The sequence below is a fragment of the Clostridium bornimense genome (assembly GCF_018917145.1).
In the GTDB taxonomy this organism is placed as follows: Bacteria; Bacillota; Clostridia; order Clostridiales; family Clostridiaceae; genus Clostridium_AN; species Clostridium_AN bornimense_A.
Genome location: NZ_JAHLOD010000052.1, coordinates 1 through 23,440, shown reverse-complemented (window position 1 = coordinate 23,440; position 23,440 = coordinate 1). Strand labels below are relative to the sequence as shown.

General features: G+C 28.4%; 19 protein-coding genes. 5 read left to right on the top strand and 14 right to left on the bottom strand.

Going from position 1 to position 23,440, the window contains the following annotated elements; all coding sequences use genetic code 11:
- Positions 1-182: 182 nt before the first annotated feature.
- The 3 genes from KQI30_RS14240 to KQI30_RS14230 all read right to left on the bottom strand — a co-directional run bounded on the left by KQI30_RS14240 (position 183) and on the right by KQI30_RS14230 (position 4,739).
- A complete protein-coding gene (locus KQI30_RS14240; RefSeq protein ID WP_216464016.1) occupies positions 183-1,142 on the bottom strand; it encodes a ribonuclease H family protein in 960 nt (319 codons plus the stop codon).
- Between the two features lie 51 nt (positions 1,143-1,193).
- Positions 1,194-2,432 carry a sensor histidine kinase gene (locus tag KQI30_RS14235; RefSeq protein ID WP_216464015.1) on the bottom strand — a complete coding sequence of 413 codons (1,239 nt, stop codon included), beginning with the start codon at positions 2,430-2,432 and terminating at the stop codon, positions 1,194-1,196.
- Between the two features lie 189 nt (positions 2,433-2,621).
- The gene (locus KQI30_RS14230; RefSeq protein WP_216464014.1) at positions 2,622-4,739 is read right to left on the bottom strand and encodes a methyl-accepting chemotaxis protein; all 2,118 of its coding nucleotides are present in this window, start codon (positions 4,737-4,739) and stop codon (positions 2,622-2,624) included.
- Between the two features lie 222 nt (positions 4,740-4,961).
- Here KQI30_RS14230 and KQI30_RS14225 point away from each other — a divergent pair, with 222 nt between their 5' ends.
- The 3 genes from KQI30_RS14225 to KQI30_RS14215 all read left to right on the top strand — a co-directional run bounded on the left by KQI30_RS14225 (position 4,962) and on the right by KQI30_RS14215 (position 6,945).
- Entirely contained in the window at positions 4,962-5,408 is a 447-nt protein-coding gene (locus KQI30_RS14225) for a YaiI/YqxD family protein (RefSeq protein WP_216464013.1), read from the top strand.
- A 73-nt stretch (positions 5,409-5,481) separates the two neighbouring features.
- Positions 5,482-6,681: a threonine ammonia-lyase gene (gene ilvA, locus KQI30_RS14220; protein WP_216464012.1), complete on the top strand. Its 1,200-nt coding sequence runs from the start codon at positions 5,482-5,484 to the stop codon at positions 6,679-6,681.
- Positions 6,682-6,696: 15 nt separating this feature from the next.
- A complete protein-coding gene (locus KQI30_RS14215; RefSeq protein WP_216464011.1) occupies positions 6,697-6,945 on the top strand; it encodes a GIY-YIG nuclease family protein in 249 nt (82 codons plus the stop codon).
- A 271-nt stretch (positions 6,946-7,216) separates the two neighbouring features.
- Here KQI30_RS14215 and KQI30_RS14210 read toward each other — a convergent pair whose 3' ends face one another.
- From KQI30_RS14210 to KQI30_RS14185, 6 genes are all read right to left on the bottom strand, one after another.
- On the bottom strand, positions 7,217-8,329 hold the full coding sequence (locus KQI30_RS14210; protein WP_216464010.1) for a ribose-phosphate pyrophosphokinase: 1,113 nt from the start codon (positions 8,327-8,329) through the stop codon (positions 7,217-7,219).
- Between the two features lie 174 nt (positions 8,330-8,503).
- Entirely contained in the window at positions 8,504-9,568 is a 1,065-nt protein-coding gene (locus KQI30_RS14205) for a hypothetical protein (RefSeq protein WP_216464009.1), read from the bottom strand.
- Positions 9,561-10,259, bottom strand: a complete 699-nt coding sequence (locus KQI30_RS14200) for a DUF1700 domain-containing protein (protein ID WP_216464008.1) — start codon at positions 10,257-10,259, stop codon at positions 9,561-9,563. The genes KQI30_RS14205 and KQI30_RS14200 overlap by 8 nt, the downstream gene beginning before the upstream one ends.
- Positions 10,256-10,585 carry a PadR family transcriptional regulator gene (locus KQI30_RS14195; RefSeq protein WP_216464007.1) on the bottom strand — a complete coding sequence of 110 codons (330 nt, stop codon included), beginning with the start codon at positions 10,583-10,585 and terminating at the stop codon, positions 10,256-10,258. The genes KQI30_RS14200 and KQI30_RS14195 overlap by 4 nt, the downstream gene beginning before the upstream one ends.
- 331 nt (positions 10,586-10,916) lie before the next feature.
- Positions 10,917-11,690, bottom strand: coding sequence for a response regulator (locus KQI30_RS14190; protein ID WP_216464006.1), 774 nt, complete (start codon positions 11,688-11,690; stop codon positions 10,917-10,919).
- 354 nt (positions 11,691-12,044) lie between these two features.
- On the bottom strand, positions 12,045-14,072 hold the full coding sequence (locus KQI30_RS14185; RefSeq protein ID WP_216464005.1) for a sodium-translocating pyrophosphatase: 2,028 nt from the start codon (positions 14,070-14,072) through the stop codon (positions 12,045-12,047).
- A gap of 180 nt (positions 14,073-14,252) precedes the next feature.
- Between KQI30_RS14185 and KQI30_RS14180 the strand changes: the two genes are divergently transcribed.
- Together KQI30_RS14180 and KQI30_RS14175 are read left to right on the top strand one after the other, a co-directional pair.
- Positions 14,253-14,405 (top strand): hypothetical protein, encoded by a 153-nt coding sequence (locus tag KQI30_RS14180; RefSeq protein WP_216464004.1) that lies wholly within the window; start codon positions 14,253-14,255, stop codon positions 14,403-14,405.
- 106 nt (positions 14,406-14,511) lie between these two features.
- Entirely contained in the window at positions 14,512-15,123 is a 612-nt protein-coding gene (locus KQI30_RS14175; protein WP_216464003.1) for an accessory gene regulator B family protein, read from the top strand.
- A gap of 92 nt (positions 15,124-15,215) precedes the next feature.
- Here KQI30_RS14175 and recQ read toward each other — a convergent pair whose 3' ends face one another.
- The 5 genes from recQ to KQI30_RS14150 all read right to left on the bottom strand — a co-directional run.
- On the bottom strand, positions 15,216-17,630 hold the full coding sequence (gene recQ / locus KQI30_RS14170; protein ID WP_216464017.1) for a DNA helicase RecQ: 2,415 nt from the start codon (positions 17,628-17,630) through the stop codon (positions 15,216-15,218).
- Between the two features lie 73 nt (positions 17,631-17,703).
- Complete coding sequence (locus KQI30_RS14165) at positions 17,704-18,357, bottom strand: FMN-dependent NADH-azoreductase (RefSeq protein WP_216464002.1); 654 nt, start codon at positions 18,355-18,357, stop codon at positions 17,704-17,706.
- Positions 18,358-18,655: 298 nt separating this feature from the next.
- Positions 18,656-22,315 (bottom strand): starch-binding protein, encoded by a 3,660-nt coding sequence (locus KQI30_RS14160; RefSeq protein ID WP_216464001.1) that lies wholly within the window; start codon positions 22,313-22,315, stop codon positions 18,656-18,658.
- A gap of 385 nt (positions 22,316-22,700) precedes the next feature.
- Complete coding sequence (locus KQI30_RS14155; RefSeq protein WP_216464000.1) at positions 22,701-23,105, bottom strand: hypothetical protein; 405 nt, start codon at positions 23,103-23,105, stop codon at positions 22,701-22,703.
- A 116-nt stretch (positions 23,106-23,221) separates the two neighbouring features.
- Positions 23,222-23,440: hypothetical protein (locus KQI30_RS14150; RefSeq protein WP_216463999.1), on the bottom strand; the 219-nt coding region annotated here is incomplete at its 5' end.

Genomic DNA, 23,440 nt, shown 5'->3' with positions numbered 1-23,440 from the left:
CAATATCCGATACCAGAAAATAAGAGAATACTTGCTTATAAAGCAGAGTTAGAAGCAAAGAAAAAAAGAGCATCATGATAAATGCGACTAACAACGTAGTCGCATAATCATATATCTTTTATTTATTTTGATTGTCTACTTGACAGGAGTCAGATCACTTTTCGTGCAACAGCTAAATTAATTTACATTTCTCTTTTTATATTTTCAATTTCTCTTATTGAAACTTTTGTATAATTTTCTATCATCTCTATTGGAAGTTCTGAATTTAGCATATTTATTATTATTGCTTTTCTTTCTTCCATTCTACCTAATAATCTCTCAGTACTTATCTCTTCTTCTACTTTTATATCGTTGACATCAGGTGCATCTTCTTTACTATCATTTTCATTAATAACTATAATGCTTTTTACACCCCTCGGTGCAATAGTTGATATCTGCTTCTTAACTGTATTATCATACACCTTTAATACATTTCTACTAAGCCAACTTTCTACTACCTTTTCTGATGGAATTTGTAGTTCTTCTTTGCATTTTTCATCTACTAATTCGTTAAAAAAGTCCCCAGTATGACTATCTACTTTAACAAAAATAACTTTTATTCCTGTTGCCATTAACGCTTGCATCTTATTGTAATATTCTATAGATGACTTTTCCTTTCTCTCCCATAATCCAGTAGCATGATTTGCTATCCCCATATAGTCATGGAATATAACAACTTGATCTTTACCTAGAGTTAATGCATATTCTACAGCTCTTATAGCACCTTCTAACTCTCCAGCAATTTGTCTTATATTAGCTTCTTCATTACTTTTACTATATCCTGATTCTATATGTAAAACCACATCATTTTCTACAGCAACCATACCATAAGAATACTCTTCAGTAGCCACATTATAACTACCATCTACATAAACATGCAACCCTTCTTTAGGATAATCATTTTCCTTTTTATTTAAAATTTCTCCACTACCACTAATAAATCTTTTGGCATCTTCAATATTTTCAAAACTTTTATATTTTGCACCCTTAACTCCTGTAACGTATCTTTGGCATTTTGCCCATGTATCAACTATTATATTAACTATTTTTTTATTATTTTCTTTATCGAAACCTTCCTTTATAGCATATACCTTTTTTGCCATACTTTACTTCTCCTATCTTAACTTATAACTATATTATTACCTTATTTATAATTATAAATCAGAAAGCTCTATTTTCACACTGCTTTTTCCATTAGGAATAATTCCTTTACTATGGAAAGAATCATCTTTACCCTCAACTGTGATTTTAGGAAGAGTAACTATAAACTTACTTCCTTTACCTTCAACACTTTCTACTTCTATTTCCCCTTTATGTAATTCTACTAAAGATTTAACCATATATAATCCAATACCACTACCCTCTACATCTCTTATAAAAGATTTGTTTATCTGCATAAATCTTTGGAATATGTATTTTATCTTTTCTTGTGCAATGCCTATACCTGTATCTATAACTTCAATAACTACCTTATTATTTCTAACTAATAGATTTACAAAGATTTCACCATTCTCTTTATTATATTTAATTGCATTAGAAATTAAATTTAATATAATTTTCTCATATTTATCTATATCTAATGCTATCTTTAATTCTTCCACCTCTGTATCAAATATAATTTTAATTTTATAATTATTTGCATATGATATACACGAATCCACCAAATCTTCTGTAACTTGAACTATATCATAATTAAAATAATTCATTTCTGCACTACCTGTATCTATTTTAGTAGATTCAATAAGATTATCTACTAATCGCAACAATCTATATGAATTTCTTTTTATTATTTTAATAATCTCAAACATAACATGATCTGTGATACCTTTGCTATGATTAACTTCTAACAATTGTGCTGTACTAAGCAATACATTAATAGGTGTTTTAAATTCATGAGATAAGTTTCCGAAAAACTCATTTTTTAATCTTTCTCTTTCCGTATTTTCATAACTTAAAAATCTTTCAGTTATATCAGTAATTACTACAACTATTTTCCCTTCTATATGCCTTATTGTTCTTACTTCTACATTTCTTATATTGCCCTCTTTATTAGTAAGCTCAAGTTCCTGATATTGTGACTTATTGCTTAATTTTTCATAATTCAATGAATCTTTAAACACACTATTCAATTTTTCAATACTCATATCTTTTATAGATTTCACTTCAAAAAAATCTAATCCATATTGGTTTATATATACTATTTTATCATTTTCTATTATTAATATTGCTTCTGGTAATGTCTCAATTAGTTCTTTATATTCATTTTCTGCTTCTAATAACTTCTGCTCTGTATTTCTCATCTTTTTTACATTTCTAATAACATGTATCACAATCATCAGAAATATTAAAATTCCTATCATATAAATTAATATTTTATGTAACATCTTCCCCATTTTCCTTACCTATATTAGATATTTTTTAATTATATCGAGCTTATTATTTCTATAAATATTTATATCAATAATTATATCATCCTTTTACTATTCCATCAAAAAATAACAATATTTTTATTATTTTTTGTCTATCAATTTACTTACTAACCGAAAGAAGCTACATCTTACATAAAAATGTAGCTTATACTATTAATTTTTAAAGCGTGATATCTCACTTAAAAGTTTCTCAGTACATACTTTTGTTTTCTTTGAATTTTTCATAACGCTATCGGATAAATTAACAATTTCATCTACTTTATCAGTTATTATCAATGTTCCTTCAGCACCTTCTGTTGCTGCTACAGTTATTTCATCTATAGCTTCTACCATACCTTCAATATTTCCTAACAATTCACAAGATACATCTTTGACACCATTAAGTAAGTTATTAAATAAATCTGCATCATCATTGTAATTAACACCAGTAGAAAGAAGCTTTTGATAATCTGGAATAACTTGATTGTCGATAAAAGCTATAACCTCTAAAGAACTCTTTTTCAACTCTTCAACAGATTGAACAACAACATTAGTTATATTTTGAATTTCCTTTACATTACTTCTAGAAACATCAGCTAATTCTTTAATTTCATTTGCCACTACACCAAATCCTTTACCTGCTTCTCCAGCACGTGCTGCTTCTATTGCTGCATTTAAGGATAATAAATTAGTTTGTTCTGCTATTTCTAATATTCCTTTAGTTAATATATTTATCTTATCAACAGATTTTGTTTTTTCTAAAGCGATTTGTAAATTGTCATTAAGTTTCTTTCTAACCTCTTTTGCATTTTCCTCCAATCTAATAGCATCATCTTTAAGTTTTGAAGCTTTATTAGCAATAGTAATTGATGATTCTACACCATTTTCAGCTTTTTTTACAACTCCATTTATATCACTTTTCATTTCTGTTGAGGATGCATTCACTTCTTCTGTAGACGCTGCTGTTTCTTCCATTCCTGCTGCTATTTCTTCTGTTGTTGATGACACATCTTCAATTTTCTCTTTTAAAGACTCTATTTGTGCATCGGTACTTTCTATAGATTCCGCCACTATATTACACTCACTTTGAATATTATTAACAATACTTCTCAACGTTTCTTGCATAATATTCATGCTTCTCATCATATTTCCAATCTCATCATTAGACTTAAGCATGCCCATATCTATTTCTGTTGTTAAATCTCCATTAGCTAAAATATTTAAGTGCTTATCAGCGTACTTTATTCTCTTAACTACTTTATTAACAATAAAAGCAATACAAATTATTGTTACCACCAAGAAAATTGCAGCTTTTATATAAACGGAAATAATCTCCTCTTTTACATTCTTTATAATATTATCTTTAGGTATAGTCGAACATAACTTCCACCCTAAATCTTCTCCATCAACCTTAATATCTGAAGTTATTTCTAGCACTTTTCCATCTATTTCATCAGAATCTAAATAGCCATTGATGTCTTTATCATTATTTGTAGCTTGCGTTACTGTTACCCACGGTTCACCTAATTCCCTTGAATCTTTCATTATTGATTCTGGATTTTCTGTATTGGCAACAAAAAATCCATCTTCTGATAAAAGCTGAGCTGTTCCACCATTAGGCTTCATAGTCTCTATTAACTCTTGAAAAATATTAATTTCTATATCTAAAGATATTACCCCTAACACAGTATCATCACTACCTAATATTGGTACTGACAATGTTACCAAATTAACTTTTTTTCCATCTATAGAATATTCTTTTGGATCAGAAATATAAGTTTTTCTACTTATCCTTGGTTTCATATACCAATCACTATCTGACTTCGATGACTTAGATTGTAATACTTTATACCCTTTGCCATCTCTTATAACATAGCTTTGTAATTCACCATTAGATCCTGCCCCTTCTTTTCCTATATAGGCAACATCTTTACCATCAAATTTATTAGCTTCAAATGTAACAGATACCCCATATATATTTGAATAATTTTCTAGCAATTGTTTTTGAATTTCAATTATTGAATTTCTATCTTTTTCTCCTGATTTTATATTTTCTTCTACAAAGCTTTTTAAAGTTTTACTTATATTTTCTAAGCTCTTTATTTCTGTCCCAATCTGATTACTATATACTGAAATCATATCCTTAGCAGTTGTCTCTGCTCTATTTATACTATCATTATATTGACCCATTAAAACTGATGTAAAAATAGTAGTATAGCTTACTATTAATATAATTGACACAGCTAAACTAATTTTTAAACTCAATGTCAACCTGAATTTTTGCTTTTTCATAGCATCCCACCCCACTTTAAATTACCCCCAAATTGTATAAATAAATGTATTTTGTATTTTAATTTAACATTTTTGTGTAATATAATTCAAATTTCCTTATATTTATATAGTAACACTTTGTGTAAATGTTGTCACATATTAATTTTATATAAAAAATTTTTTGTTATATTCTCTAATTAAAGTTTATAATAATAAATATAATTTTGAAAGGATGATGATTTAGTGAAAGTATTAGTAGATGCTGATGCATGTCCGGTAAAAAATATAATAATTGACATATGTTCTAAGAAAAATATTCCTGTACTTCTTTTTGTAGATACAAGTCATATATTATCTTCACCTAAATGCCAAGTTATAACTGTTGATAAAGGGCGTGATTCTGTAGATATCGCTCTTTTAAATAAGACATTAAAAAACGATATTGTTGTTACTCAGGATTACGGTGTTGCAGCAATGGCATTAGGTCGTGGTGCACATGCTATTAATGAAAAAGGATTAATTTATACAAATGAAAACATTGATATGTTACTTTTTCAAAGACATATGGGGCAAAAAGCTAGACGTGCTGGAAAAAGACCATCGATAATAAAAAAAAGAACTGTAGAAGATGATATAAAATTTAAAAATAATTTTTTAAGCCTTATTGATAAATATTTTAATTATGTATAACTATTCAAGTATAGTAATATAGTGATATAATATAGTAATATAATTAAATTTATGTTTTTAAGGGGGCTAAAAAATGCATTTAGATAAAATAAAAATGGCACGTGAAAATATTAGGGATATCGTTGAAAAAACTCCTTTAATGCACAGTAATGTTTTTTCCAAAGAATGTGGAAATGATGTGTATATGAAATGTGAAAACTTACAAATCACTGGAGCATACAAGTTACGTGGTGCATTAAATAAAATTACTACTTTAACTGACGAACAAAAAGCTAAAGGGGTTGTATGTTCATCTGCTGGTAACCATGCTCAAGGTGTTGCTTACGCTTCTAGCCTATTTGGTATAGAATCAAAAATAGTTATGCCTAAAACTACTCCATTAATAAAAGTAAAATCAACAAAGGATTTTGGTGGAAATGTAGTACTTCATGGAAATGTATATGATGATGCATATAATGAAGCAAGAAGAATCGAAAAGGAAGATGGTTCTGTATTCATTCATCCATTTAATGATTTAGATGTAATTTATGGACAAGGAACTATCGCTTTAGAAATTTTCGAAGATCTTAAAGATGTAGATATCATAGTTTGTCCAATTGGTGGTGGCGGATTAATTAGTGGTATATCTCTTGCTGCAAAAGAATTAAATCCTAATGTAAAAATTATTGGTGTACAAGCTGAAGGTGCTGATGCTATGTATCAATCTTTTAAAGCTAAAGAACTTAAAACTTTAGATACAGTCAATACAATTGCTGATGGTATAGCTGTAAAAATCCCTGGAGATAAAACATTTGAAATTATTAAAGAATATGTAGATGAAATTATAACAGTATCTGATGCAGAAATTGCTGATAGTTTCATTGTTCTTACTGAAAAGCATAAACTTCTTGCTGAAGCTTCTGGTGCCGCTTCTCTTGCAGCATTAAAGAAATTAACTGTAAAAGGTAAAAAGGTAGTTTCCGTAATAAGTGGTGGAAATATTGATATGGTTACTATTTCTTCTTTAATTAACAGTGGACTTGTTTCTAGAGGAAGATTATTCTGCTTCAGTGTTGAATTACCTGATAATCCTGGTCAATTACTTGCAATATCTCAACTATTAACAAAAGCTAATGCTAATGTAATTCAATTGGAGCATAATCAATTTAAGGCTATTGATAGACTTAAAAATGTAGTATTAGAAGTAACTGTTGAAACTAATGGATTCCAACATATTGATACTATTAAGTCACTTTTAACTGACGGAGGATATTCTTTTAAACAAATATATTAATTAAGGATATTACTTATGTGTTATGTTTATATACTAAAATGTTCTGATAATACTTTATATACTGGATGGACAAACAATCTAGAAAAAAGAATCGCTACTCATAATAGTGGTAAAGGAGCTAAATATACGAGAAATAGACTTCCTGTAGAATTAGCTTATTTTGAAACTTTTGAAGATAAATCTTCGGCTCTTAAACGTGAGTATGCAATAAAACAGTTGCCAAGATATAAGAAGTTAGATTTAATAAATTCTAAAAATATTTGAATTATAACAAAAGCGCTATCATATGTCACTGAATTTTAAGTGGCATGATAGCGCTTTTTATTATATTCTAGTTTCATAAATTAACTCATGATATAACAAATAAGAGAGTGACTTTAAAATGCAACTCTCTTATTCAAAAAGGAAAATGTTTTGAAAAAAAATTTAAACTATTATCATTAACTACAATTATAGTATATCAATTCTTTATGACATTTCTATGACTATCATAAGAACTTTTTATGAATTTCAAAATCATTTTACCTATTTCTATTTATCTTTCATTTAAAAGCTTAGTAATTACTCTTGTTGCATCTAAATAAGGAGCTATACTTGTATTCTTATTTAACTTATCTAAGATTACTGAAATAAGCTCAGACATATCAACTTCTTTAAACCATGGTGCTTTTCTAACTGAATCTGAAATATATGTTAAATTAGTTGAATATACTCTACTTATTAATCCTTCTTTATAGAATCTTTCAATTTTTTCAGTTCCTTCTGTGAAAAATGCAAAAGTGGCAGCTACATATACATTTCTTGCTTTTCTCTTTTTAAGTTCTGTAGCAATATCAAAAACAGATTCTCCAGATGCTATCATGTCATCAACAATAAGAACATCTCTTCCTTCTACATCTCTTCCCATGTATTCATGTTTAACTATAGGGTTCTTACCATTTATTATAGTTGAGTGATCTCTTCTCTTATAGAATAAACCTACATCTACTCCAAGTACACTTGAATAATAAATAGCTCTATCCATCGCTCCAGTATCTGGACTAATAACTAACATGCTATCTTTGTTAATATCAAGATCTTTTTCTTCTCTAATTATTGTTTTAACTATATCATATGTTGGATATAAATTTTCAAAAGATAATAATGGTATAGCATTTTGAACATTTGGATCATGTACGTCGAAAGTAAGAATTTCTTGAACTCCTAATCTTTCTAATTCTTGAAGCGCAATAGCACAATCTAATGATTCTCTTCCTTTACGTCTATGTTGTCTTGATGCATATAATAAAGGCATAATAACTGTTATTCTTTTTGCTTTACCTCTTATAGCTGATACAACTCTCTTTATATCTTGAAAGTGTTCATCTGGTCCCATATGATTTTCAAATCCAAACATTTTATATGTACAGCTATAATTTCCAACATCACAAATAATATATATATCTTTTCCTCTTACAGTTTCAGAAAGTTTTACTTTTCCTTCACCATTAGAAAATCTAATTTCATCTGAAGAAATTAAAAAAGTTTCTTCGTGGTCTAATCTTCTTCTTAAATGAGCATCTATCTTATCCCCAAGTTCCTTTGAGCTCTTAAGCGCTATAATCCCAAGATCAATACTATTTGTTAAGTGTCCATCACACTTAGTCATCAATAATCACTCCTTATAATATGTATAATTACTTTGCTTTACAAAAGACTTTTAAGCTTTCGTTTTTTCATCTGTGAATATTATAACTCATTTACTAACAAAATTATATAAATAATTTTCAAGTAAAAAAGAAAATCTCTATTTATAATCTTTAAATAGAGATTTTTACACTAACTAATCCATATCAAATTCTAAGTTTGACCTTGATACATTTCTAATTTCACCATAGTCACAGGATTTTATTATAAGTTCGACTTTACCCCTGTCGCCAGTAGATAATTCTCCTTTAAATCTCCCGTTTTCAACTTTTCCATTAACATCTACTAATGTTAAATCATCTGATTTTGCTGTAATATCACCATAAATATTATAATCATTAAAAGGCATATGGAAATTCAATTCACTATTAACATCTAAAATTATCTTATTTGCCATTGGAATATAAGAATTAATATATAAATCACCAGCTGTAATATTTATTTCTTCTGGTAACTTATCAATTTCATTATAGTCAGTAAATTTTCCATTAGAATGTATTGATACATAATTCCCTACTATATTTACCTTTTCTGCATTTACAAATTCCCTTACATCTAAAATTACATGATTACTACTATTAATATTTATATTTTTACATTGATTAAATTTAGGTAAAGATATATCGCCATATGAAACATTATAATTTAAGCTATCACCTAATACCTCTTCATCAGTAATAGTTAATGAGGTATCGCTATTCCTATCTACATCAATATTAACTCTATTAGGCACATAAATTTCAATATAGTTATTACCCATACTTCTTCCATTTGCTATAGTTGATATTGCTTCTTCATATAAACTTTTTAAGATTCCCTCTTTAACTATGTTAAAATTGTAATTATTTCTTTTGCTACTTGTGTCTACCGCAATTGTTTTACTACTTTCATCATATTGATAAGTCACATTTACATCATCTAAAAAGCTGGTTTGCTTTTTAATTGAAAAAGTATCATCATTAGATTTTTTCACTATTATATTTAATGAATCATAATCTTCATTTTTTGAAGTAATTTTTAGATTTTCTATTTCTTTTCTTTCTTGTCCAACAACAATATTTGAAGCTGTATTTTTACCTCTAGCGTTACTTATATCCAGTAATACAGCTTTAGTCATATTCATTCCACTAGGTATAACTCCTATTATTCCAACAGTTATAAGAATAATTCCAACAATTACTGCAATCTTAGATTTACTCATCTTCTTTCACCCCACCATTACTTTCATAATTATTCTTAACTCTTACATACATCAACTTTGTCTTAATCCACCCTATATATTTTCTTATAAATAACCAAATAAAAGACACTACTTTTATATATAAAGTCCATGCAATTATTAAGAAACCTGTAAATATAAGACTTCCAAAGAATAATGTTAATGATATTGATGCTTTCACTGGAAATGCTATAAATGATGCAATATACACAAATACATTAAAAATACTAGCACCTATACCACCTATTCCAATTAAAATAAGCGTCATAATAATAGTACCTATAGGAAATATCAACATTAGGGTAAGACATACTATTATTAATTTCACTGTAAAAGAAGATATATTACCTTTTACAATAGCATCAGAATTCAAAAATTCCTTTGACTTACTTTTAGTCTTATTGAATACTCTTAAAACACTCTTTTTTATTGTATCTATATTTTCCTTAGCATAATTTTCTTCTCCAACACTACCTTTCATTTCTCTTATAAGTTCTGTTGCAACTTGTTTTGGTGATCCTAATCCTTTTGCTACCTCTTCTTCGCTTTTTCCTTCTAACTTACCATTTATAAAAAATTCTTCATAATCTCTTAATATATCATCTATTTCATAAGCACTAAAATGCCCTTTTAAATAATCTTTTAATATATCTAAAAACTCTTCTTTATTCATATATCTTTCTCCTTCCTATATACCTGTAAAATAGAATTAACATCATAAACAAATTTATCCCATTCATCTACTAAAGCCTTTAACTTCTTCTTTCCTTCTGTGGTTATTTTGTAATACTTTCTATCTGGACCTTCTTCCGACTTTACTATATATGTTTCAAAATTTGATTCTGCCGTTAATCTTCTAAGAAGTGGATATATCGTACTTTCCTTAATATCCATTACTTTTGATATAGATTCTACTATTTCGTAGCCATACATATCTTTATGATTTATCATCGTTAAAACACATATTTCTATTACACCTTTTCTTAATTGTGTACTCAATATTACACCTCCTATCAACCTTACTATGCAATACATAGTAGTTTCATACTGTGTATTGCATAATAGTATAAATTAATATTATCACACTATTGTGTAATACACAATACATATTAAAATTCACATTTCACAATTTACATATTACAATTCGCATTTCTTAATTGTAGTAAAAACTTAATAAAAGTTGTGCTATAAACTATAATATTTCCCCTTTAAGGAAAATTAACCAAAACCGTGTACTGTGAACTGCCTTAACTGTGCACTGAATTGTGCCATAATAAAAAGAGATATCGCTAACAGATTTTCACTTGTTAATACGACACCTCCTTATACACTATTCTTCTATAGCTTTTAATTTTTTATTTAATGTATAAAATCTTATATATGTCTTAAGTTTTGAAATAAATAGATCTTCTTCTAATGGTTTTACTATAATATCATTAGCACCAGAATCTAATATCTCTGCTTGTACCTTTGGATTATGTAATCCTGTTACAGCTATTATAGTTGAATCTATGTTATCTCTTCTTAATTTTCTTATTATATCTTTACCAAACTCATCTTTTAATACTATATCTATCAAATAAATATCATATTTTTTATTTTTCATTATTAATTCAGAACCAGTTTTAAAATAATCTATATTTTTAAGATTATATTTACTTAATATATCTTTAGTAAAAAGCATTTCAAGATGACTATCTTCTACTACTGCAATCTTTGCTTCTTGTAATCCCTTTGTATATTGATCTTCTGCAAATGCCATATTTACATATTTTATAAACTCTTCTTTAAACTCTTCTTTAAATATATATTCTTTTATACCTAAATCTATTAATTTCTTTCTTTCTTCTCCCATTGAGTCTCCTGTAACTACAAAAATAGGCTTTTCCGGATATTTTTCTTTAATTGTAGCTACAAATTCTTCTACAGTACATCCTTCAGCATATAACGATGTAACTACAAGATCAACATCAAATTCATCTATTAATCCTATGGCTTCATTAAAATTATCAGTATGTATGTATTGATAGTCATTTGATTCTAATATTTCTTTAGCTGCTTTACAAAAAAATTCACTCTGTTCAATATGTAATACTGTATACATGTTTCTTCCCCCTAAAAAGTGTGCGATTTTTTATCTCCCTAAATAAATTTTATCACATTTTTCAACATTTTTCTTCATCTAATTAAATAAAGAAAAAAAACAAAAGTTTGTTATTATGAAAATAATAGCTAGTGTCCTATTATATATATGAAATTTCTAATTTCTTGTATAAAATAAAAATATAGTAATCCTGCGGATTGCTAGTGTATCTCAAGTAAAATATACTCAAATCTATTTAAATGCAATTAACTTAAGAAAACCAGCATACTCTATTATAGTAAATTAAACTCTTAAAATATAATAAATTCCGCAGGAATTTTTACATATACTATAAGATATTATATATTTATTCTATTATTTAAAAAACAAATCTACTAAAATTCCTCCGTGTGATGCTATTAACGTTGCAAAAACTACAGAAACTATAGTCATAAGCTTAATCAAGATATTCATTGATGGACCTGAAGTATCCTTAAATGGATCTCCTACTGTATCTCCTACTACTGCTGCTTTATGACTTTCACTTCCACTACCTCCATAAATACCTCCTTCAATAGCTTTCTTAGCATTATCCCAAGCTCCTCCTGCATTTGACATCATAATTGCATTTAAAACTCCTGATACTAATGCTCCTGCTATCATACCAGCTAATGCTTCTTTTCCAAAAAACATCCCTATAAATATTGGTATAACTACAGCTAATATACCTGGTACTATCATTTCTTTTAATGAAGCTTCTGTTGATATATCTACGCATCTTTTGTAGTCTGGTTTCTCTTTTCCTTCAAGAATACCCTTTTTCTCCTTAAACTGTCTTCTAACTTCTTCTACCATTTTATTTGCAGCTCGTCCTACTGCTTGCATTGTCAAAGCACCAAAAAGATATGGTATCATCGCACCTACCAATATACCTGTTAAAGTAAGTGGATCTAACAAATCTATTCTTTCTAACTTAACTACTTGTGCATAGGATGCCAAAAGTGCTAATGCTGTTAATGCTGCGGATCCTATAGCAAATCCTTTACCTATAGCTGCTGTAGTATTTCCTACTGAATCTAACTTATCTGTTACCTCTCTTACTTCCTTAGGTAACGATGCCATCTCAGCTATTCCCCCTGCATTATCAGCTACTGGTCCATAAGCATCTACTGCTACTGTAATACCTGTAGTAGCTAACATTCCAACTGCTGATAAAGCTATTCCATACAATCCTTGTGAACTATCAGAATTTCCTCCACATACAAAATATGAAACAAGAATTCCTATAGATATTAATATTATAGGTACTACTGTCGATTTCATTCCTACTGCCAATCCAGAAATTATATTAGTTCCTGGACCTGACTTAGACTCCTTAGCAATTTCTTTAACACTTCTATACTCTGAAGATGTGTATATCTCTGTTATCTTACCTATTAATATACCTATAACCACTCCAACTAAAATCGGAACAAAAAATTTAAGATCACCAAAAATAATCATAGAAAATATAGCCGCTGAAACTATCATTAATATCCCAGCTATATATGTTCCTATATTTAACACCTTTTGAGGATTATTACCTTTTATACTTCTGATTATTACTACACCTATTATTGAAGATATTATTCCAAATGCAGCCACTATCATTGGAAATATACTAGCATTATTTCCTGATGATACATTAACAAATGCACCTAAAGTTACTGCTGAAATTATTGAACCTACATAAGATTCAAATAAATCTGCTCCCATTCCTGCAACATCTCCAACATTATCCCCAACATTGTCAGCAATTACTGCTGGATTTCTAGGATCATCTTCTGGTATTCCAACTTCTATTTTACCTACTAGATCAGCACCTACATCAGCAGCTTTAGTATATATTCCTCCTCCTACACGAGCAAATAAAGCTATTGATGATGCTCCTAATCCAAATCCAGTAATATATTCTGTATCTAAATCGAATATTATCATTAGCACTGCTAATCCTACAATTCCAAATCCCACTACAGACATTCCCATCACTGATCCACCGGAAAATGAAATAGTTAAGGCTTCTTTTATCCCTTTTTTGGCGGCTTCAGTAGTCCTAACATTTGCTTTTACTGCTACTCTCATTCCACAAAATCCTGATATAATTGAAAAAAATGCGCCTATGATAAATGCTATTGCAGTCTTATAGTGTATAGCTACTGCTATAATTAATGTTACTACAACTGCGAATATTAAAATAAATTTGTATTCTCTAAATAAAAATGTCATAGCTCCATCTTCAATATTCTTTGCAATTTCTCTCATATTTTCGTTTCCAGCATTTCTTTTTTTAATATCAAAATAAAGTATTAAAGCAAAACAAAGGGCAATTATCCCAACCAATATAGATAAAATTAAATAACTCATAACTACACCTCCCATTTACAAATATACGATATATACCAATAAAATATAATTATATTATTAGTTTTATTAATATTTAATTTTTTTCTCATATTTTATTGAATTTTTTTCAATTTATGTTAATATATATGTAAAGATATTTACATTTTATCTTTAATTTGTATTTATTTAGGAGGTAATGTTATGAACATTAATAAAAATTCTATAAAAAAGGATATTGCTAAAGGAGTATCTAAAGTTTCTAACAAAATAGCTGAAGAATCTAGTCTAGGTTGCTTCTGGGTTTGTTTTTATGAGCCTAAAAACTTTAATAACAAAAAATTAGTTCGTAAATAATTTTACTTAACCATGTTTAAAAACTGTTACACAAAAAGTGTGGCAGTTTTTTCAATAAAGATCACTGTAACATACCCATAAATTTATTTTTAGAAAGGAAACTAGTATGATTACCTATGAAAAAATTGCGGATAAAATATCATCTAAAATAATTAATACCTTAGATGATAAATCTATGGATCGTGAAAAATTATCTTATGGTCTTTTAGTATTTTTTATAAATATAACAAAATTAATTATTCTTTTTATTGGAGCATACTTTTTTAATGTTATGCCACAATTTCTTATAATAATTTTCTCATTTGCTATTATGAGATTAAGTAACTTTGGAATCCATCTTAGAGGATCCCTACTATGTACCCTGGTTTCATTTATATCATTTATAGGTTCTGCATTAATATGCAAATCTTTTAAATTCAATATTTATTTAATTATTATTTCATATATAACTTTTATTATATTAACTTATATGTATGCACCGGCAGACACAGAAGGTAACCCATTATGTAACACAAAACAAAGAAAAAAATTTAAACTTCAAAGCTTATGTAAATTACTAATTTTTTTCTTTATTGCACTTTTATTTAATAATCATATGTTTGTATCATGTATAATTTTAAGTAACCTTATATCTACAATTACAATACTACCAATAACTTATGATTTATTTAAACTATCTAAAAACAACTATGAACTTTATGAAGAATATGAACCATAAAAAAGAAGGGTGTATTAACAAATTTCTCTTTGATAATACATCCTTCTTTTATAATTTAAAAGTATATCCTTTATGGTTGTGACAGAAAAATATTAATTCAACAATCCATTTTTTATTATTACTGCCCTTATAGCTTCGTACTTAATATAGTCCGGTAATTTCTTTTTTATTTCACTTATCTTGCTTGATGACGTACTTTTTAATATTTCAATAATTAATTTTTCTTCATCATCTGTATATAAGTTACTTATATCTTCTTTTAATGGATTCTCACCATATTCTTTAATATAATCTGTAATATAACCTAAAATAGTAGAAATTGATACCTCTATTTCCTCGGAAATATTTTTTAAGTAAATTCCTTCTTTAACCATATCTATAGATTTTTCTTCATTATTTCTTCCATCACCATCGATTATAACTTTCCTATGCTTCTTTTCACTCCAACTTCTCTTAATATTATTTTTTTCAACATAGGATTTTACTATTTCTATAAAAGCCTCTCCATACTCTTTAACCTTTTTAGGCCCTACTCCAGAAATATCTTTAAATTCTTCAATAGTTATTGGATATCTTCCACTAATTTCTTTTAAACTTTGTATGCTAATTATACTTCTATCTAAAGTATTTTCTTTTAATGCAAAACTTTTTCTAACTTCTAATAATTCCTTTAATAATTCTGTATCTGTTACAACTTCAATTACATTATCATCTTCATTATTTATTACTATATTTATATTATTATCTTCTACATACTTCCTTATAACATTAGAAAATCTCTCTCCATACTTATCATATTTTTTCTCACCTATACCAGATATAGAAAGGAACTCTTCTTTTGTCCTTGGATATACACTACTCATTTCTTTAAGAGTAATATCTCCAAATATAATATATGGAGGCACACCTTCCTCTTTTGCTATTTCTAATCTTAATTCCTTAAGAATCATAACCAATTCATTATCTTCAATAATCTTTTTATCGACTACATATTCTTTAAATTTTACTTCTTCCTTTCCTTTTAACACAAGCATAGACTTATTATTTAGCCTTATCACTGGATAATCGCCTTCGATAAGATCTATAAATCCATGAGATACTAATGTATTTATGAATTCTTTTAACTTTTCTCCCTTATAGTTTTTCATAATTCCATAAGTAGATAATTTATCAAAACCTAAATCTAATACTCTTCTATTCTTAGAGCCTCTAAGAACATCTACAATCATTGTAGTTCCAAATCCTCTTTTCATTCTATATATGCAAGACAATACTTTTTGAGCATCAATAGTTTTATCAACAATTTCTCCTTCACTTAAGCAATTGCTACAATTACCACATTCTTTATTATATTCTTCACCAAAATAATTTAATATCCCTTTTCTATAACAATCATTGCTATAAATAAGGTCTATCATCTGTTGTAACTTCTTATATTGTATTACCTTTCTTTCTTCACTTTCTGTTCCTACATCAATAAGATATTTTTGTGTATGTATATCTGATGGAGAAAGCAACAATATACACTGACTTTTCTCTCCATCTCTTCCTGCTCTACCGATTTCTTGATAATATCCTTCAATATTTTTAGGAATACTATAATGTATTACATATCTTATATTAGGCTTGTCAATTCCCATACCAAAAGCATTAGTAGCAATCATTATGCCTATCCTATCATATATAAAATCCTCTTGATTGCTTCGTCTTTCTTCATCACTTAATCCTGCATGATATCGTCCTACTGAACATCCTTTGCTTTGCAACAATTCATATAAACTATCTACTTCTTTTCTTGTAGATGCATAAATTATTCCACATTGATTTCTATTCTTTTCTATGTACTTTAATATATATTCTTTCTTGTTACCGCCTTTTATTATATCTATACTTAAATTTTCTCTATCAAAACCAGTTATAAAAACCTTAGGATTATTAAGTTTTAATAACTCTATTATGTCTTGTCTTACTTCTTCAGATGCAGTAGCTGTAAAAGCTGTTATTATTGGTCTCTTATAAAGTCTATCAATAAAACTTCCAATTCTTCTATAGCTTGATCTAAAATCATGTCCCCACTGAGATACACAATGTGCCTCATCGATAGCTATTTGTGAAATATTCTTCTCTACAATTACTGAAAAAAATTCATAGGATTCTAATCTTTCTGGAGCTATATATATTATTTTATATTGATCCTCTTTAATTCCTTCAATTATTTCATTAAACTCTCTAGATGATAATGATGAATTTATATATGCCGCCTTAATTCCAATTTCTCTAATAGTATCTACCTGATCCTTCATAAGTGAAATTAGTGGAGAAATAACTATTGTTAATCCATCAAGAATAAGGGCTGGTACTTGATAACAAATAGATTTTCCTCCACCAGTAGGCATAATTGCTAATACATCTTTTCCCTCCAAAATTGAATCAATTACTTCTTCTTGCCCTTTTCTAAACTCTCTATACCCATAATACTTTTCTAATATCTCAAATTTATTCAAAATTATCCTCCCAAAAATACAATATCATATTATAATTCTACCATAACTAATATTGATTATTCAGGATAAAGTAAATTTAATCTGCTCTCCAAATATCATATATAGCATCATCTATTTTTTCCAAAGCTTTATCTATAGCTTCTTTTTTTTCTTCTTCAGTAGTTCCCGTACCATCTACTAACAATTCTTTAAATCTCTTTATTCCCATTGCCTTTACTATACTTTCAACATAATGAATTCCTTTATTTAATATCATTCCAAGCCCCCAAGGAATATTAGCTCCTGATGATTGTATATAAAGCATTCCCCTAACCTTATCATCTAATAGTCCATTGACCTTATCATCTGATATTTCTATTGTCTTTCCATCTTGAATAACACAATCTAAATATTCTTTTAGTGGTGCTGGAAAAGATAAACTCCACATAGGTGCTGCAATAACATATACATCAGCTTCTTTAAAGTCATCACAAAGTTTTACTATATTATGTACTTCTTCTTGATCTTCTTTATTTAGTTTATTAAAAGCTTCCTTTGATACAAGACAACTTCTCTTTTCAAAATATTTATACTCTAATCTTGGTATATGCTCCTTATATAAATCTACTTCCTTAACTTCAAAGTCTGGATATCTCTTTATAAATTCATTTACAAAGGCTCTTCCCACTGTTTTACTAGCTGATAACTCCTCTGGTTTTGAATTTACTGTTATGTACAATAATTTTTTCATTTTATCACCTCAATTTTAGTTTTCCTAAAAAAGAAAAACTAATTCATCATGTATCGTGTATATATCAAAATAATGGGGCTGTCGTACAGTGCACAGTTTATGATATTTTCCCCACAGAGGAAAATTAACCCCCATTGCGAATTGATTGAATTGACTGAATTGTGAATTACCCTTACTTGTGCCCTGTGTCATGTAACCTGTGTTCTGTCTTTTGTCATAATAAAAGGAGATATCACTAACAACTTTTTATTTGTTAATGCGACATCTCCCTTATTATATTATTATTTAATTTTTATATTTAGTTTTTATAATCACTTGGAACAGTAGATACTAATTTTCCATCAACATACCACATTTCCCCTGAAACATCATATCCTGCTGCTCCTGAACTTGGTGTTTGCATTGAGCCTGAGCTAAATATTACTTTTGCATTAGCTATACCTTCCATTCTAAAAGTATACCATCCTTCATTATCATTACCTTCTGCTAACATTTCAGCTCCTGGCCACTTGCCAACATATTCAACTACTCCATTACTATCTTCTTTATAGATATAAACACGAGGATTCTTCCATCCATCCTTTTTAAAATGAACTTCTATAAACTCTTCTACTGGTTCTGTCTTTTTATAAGAATATGTTTTGGTTACTGTTTCTTCTCCATTTACTGCTGTTAATACTAATGTTGTTACTGTTCCAGCTTCTTTTCCTTTTCCTATAACTATAGTATCTCCATCCTTATATTCTACAGCTTCACTACCATCTATAGAATATTTTGATACTTCAGCATTTTTAGAAGATAATTTTACTTCTAATCCCTCTTCTGTTTCTGCAGCATATTCTCCACTCTCTACACTTGAAGAAATCCTTACTTCTCCTTCTCTTATATAATCTTTTGGACATTCTGCAGTTAACTTTCCATCAACATACCACATCTCATATGATGCATCTAATCCTGCTTGTCCTAATCCTGGTATTTGTTGTGAACCATAATTAAATATAACCTTAGCTGCACTTACATCTTTAACTTCATAGCTATACCAACCTTTATTTTCGTCAGCTTCTGCTGTCATAGCTTTTCCTGGCCAATCTCCTGTTAATTTTACTGCTGAATTTCCATCTCCTGTGTATATATAAACATTTGGATTTGTCCATCCATCCTTTTTAAAGTGCACTTTAACAAATTCAGTTATAGGTTCTTCTTTTTTATAAGTTAATGTCTTTGTAACCTTTTCTTCCCCATTTACTGCTGTTAGTACTAATACTGTTTCCTTTCCAAACTCTGCACCTTTTCCTATTGTTATTTTATCACCATTTTTATATTCTACTTCTTTAGCACCATCAATGCTATAGGTAGCTTTCTCTGCATTTTTAGCTGAAAGTTCTATTTGTAAGCCCTCTTCTAGTGCTGCTTTATAGCTTCCTCCATTTGGATTTGCTTTTACTGATAATGTATCATCATCTTCTTTAGTATAATCTTCTGGACATACATTAGTTAATATTCCATCTACATACCACATTTCATATGAAGCTTCAAACCCTTCTTGTCCAGAACCTGGCACTTGCATTGATCCAGAATTAAATATAACATTTACTCCTAATTCTCCTTGAACTTCATAGCTATACCAACCTTGATTTTCACCAGTTTCTGCTGTCATAGCTTCTCCTGGCCAAGTTCCTGTAAGTTGAGTTACTCCTGTTTCATCGTTTTTATAAATATAAACATTTGGATTTATCCATCCATCATTTTTAAAGTGTAATTTAACAAACTTTTCTTTTGGATCTCTCTTGTTATAAGTATAAGTTTTTTCTACAGAACCATCATTATTAGATGCTTTTATTGTAACTGTTGTTTTAGTTCCAAATTCTTCGCCTTCTCCAATAACAATCTTATCCCCATTTTTATAACTTACTTCTTCTCCACCATTAATGCTATATGTTGCTGTATCAACATTACCTACAGTAAGTTTTACTTCTAAACCTTCTGAAACTTCTTTGTAGTAATCTCCTCCCGCTGGATTTGCACTAACTGCTGGTTTTTTACTATTTGATTCTAATAGCATTACTCCATTAGTTCCTGCTGTAAATGTTACTTTTCCATCAGTAACTACTGTTTTATTTCCAGTGTAGAAATCTGTTATAGTATCTCCATCATCGAATACAGAAGATACATCTACAGTTGTACTTCCATTTGCGCCTACCACACATATAACATTATCAACGACACCATCTTCACCTTGATATGTTCTACTAAAAGTATATGGTGAAGAACTTAACATTTTATGTTGTCCTGCTCCAATAGATAAATGTTTATTTCTAAATTGTCCAACTTTTTGCCAATGTGATAACACATTTTTATCAATAGAATTCCAATTCATATCAGAACGAGTTACTTGATCTGTATAATTATTAGCACAGAAACTTTCCCATTGTTTTTGTCTTCCTGTTTCATCACCATAAAAGATTTGTGCTGCACCTGGAGTTAATAATAATGCTGTTCCTGCTGAAATTAAGTCACCTCTTCCACCAAGATCAGTATCATGAGAAGAAATATAGCTTAATACATTGAAAGTTGAATCACTATTTATTGCTTTTGCATAAGTACTATATGTTCCTTCCAATGTAGATGTAGAATATCCACTCTTAGGGAAAGTAAAGTTAATCATTGAATCAAATCCATTACTAAAATAGTAGTCTTTACCTACACCATGTCCCCAATCTTCGCCTGTCATCCAAAATTCTTCATCCCAATTTGCTCCTGGCTTATCTGGATTATTTTCTCTCCATTCTTTTAATGCAGCTTTTGCTTGTGTTTTTAATTCATTCCATGATGATACTGGAATATGCTTAGCAGTATCACATCTGAATCCATCTATACCATATTCTCTAACCCAATCAGTTAGCCATTGTACTACATAATTTTGTGGTGTCTTTGGTAACCCAGTTTTTTTGAAAAACGCATTTTGCTTTGCAATTTCTTCATCATATCTTCCTTCTTTTTTCCACTTGTTAACCAAGAAAGGAGGTGTTGATACTTCTGTCTTAGATTCCATTTTTATATCTGGAAGTCCATAAAGGCATCTAGTTTGATCGTCTCCAGATTTACTTCCTGTATATCCATCAAAAGGATATGCTATTCTTACAAAATCTCCTCCATACCATTTACTTGCCCAAGATGAATCATTTTCATATATATTTGCTTCTTCCCAATCTCCACCTCTTAAATTACTAAGATTCCCATAATAATAATCTTTCCAATTAGAGATTGTCTTACCAAATCCAAATTCATTAGTATCATAAGCACTTATATATCCTAGATGATTCATAACAACATCCATAACAACACGTATTCCTTTACTATGTGCTGTATCAACAAATTTCTCCATATCTTTTGCTGTACCCATATTTTCATCAACATTAGTATAATCTAATGCCCAATATCCATGATAACCATAGTATGGAAATCCATATCCTTCCTCTTCGTTGTTAGTATTTCCGAATGTATATCCATGTATTTGTTCATAAGGTGCTGTAATCCATATTGCATTTACACCTAAATCAGTAAAATAACCATCATTTAATTTTTCTATTAATCCCTTTAAATCTCCTCCATGGAATGTTCCTGGATTCTCTTTATATCCTGATTGAACACTACCATCTTCATTTAATGATCTTCCATAAGAATGATCATTACTAGTATCCCCATTATTAAATCTATCTGTTAATGCAAAATATACTGTAGCATTATCCCAACTAAATACTGAATCTTCTAATGATGTTTCTGGTTCAGCATATGTTAAATTCCCATCTTCATCAATATTTACTTGTAGTACATTTTCACTTAACACTGATTTATTGCTAGTAACATTATTTTTTTCTGCACCTAAAACAGAACTACTACACATACTAGAAATTAATAATACTGATGTGATAATACTTGTTAGTTTTTTAAACTTCATCCCGTTTTCCCCCTATAATTTATAAAAACGTTTACAAGCGCTGCGCAGAACCGTAACGATTTCATTTAAATTATATTATTATAAAAATATGTATTCAATAGATTTAATTCACTTTAATATACTTTACTTAATTTTTGTAACTTATCTTATACTTTCTTTAAATTTTCTGTACATTTTTACATAAAACACCTAATTATTATCACAGTATGAAGTATATATATCTATCTTAAAAAATAAATCAAATTATATTTAATAATAACTCAAATTTTCTCTAATAAGAAAATTAACTTTAATTATATTTTCAAAACTCAACATTAATAAAAAAAGATGTCGCATTAATAAATTTTCACTTGTTAATGTAACATCTTCTATTCCTACAATATTTCTATTCTATAATTTTGTACCACTTATCTTTATATTTACTTATTTCATCAAAGTACAATATAATATTTTTTTTACCTTTTCTTTCATTTTCATTATTTATATTAATAATATCTTCTGACCTTAATATATAAAAATCTGGTGAATTCTCATTTCTAAAATCAACTAAAATATATACTGTATTATTATGTGCTTTTTCTTGAAATCCCCTTATTATATACTTTTCACTTTGAGACCACACTATTTTTGCATGTACTACACTATCATCATTTTTTATTATTTCAACTTGTTGTATTCCAGAATTAATATATCTAACCTTTGCTTCTTTTATTTCTTCTTTCAAAACTCTTTCGCAAGTAGATGCAAATGTTATCTTAGACATCAAATTAAACCAATTTTCTCTACTCATAAAATAACCTTTCCTATTTTAAACTACTACCGTTATATCTTATGATAAATTATTTTCTTATGTACCAATTTAAAGTAAAAATGGAATCGGAGAAAATTTCCGATTCCACTTATCAATTATATTATATTACCATCAATTATATCAAAAGCATCTATTACTATTAATGTTCCTGTTGATTTTGAATTTCTCATTCCTGTGTATTCTATTTTTATACTGTGAGTTCCAGACTTTAAGTCTTTCTTTTGGAATACTACATTTTTATATTTTGCACTTGCACTATACATATCTACTGAATAACTTTCTCCATCAACTGTTACCTTCGCTATTCCTCTATC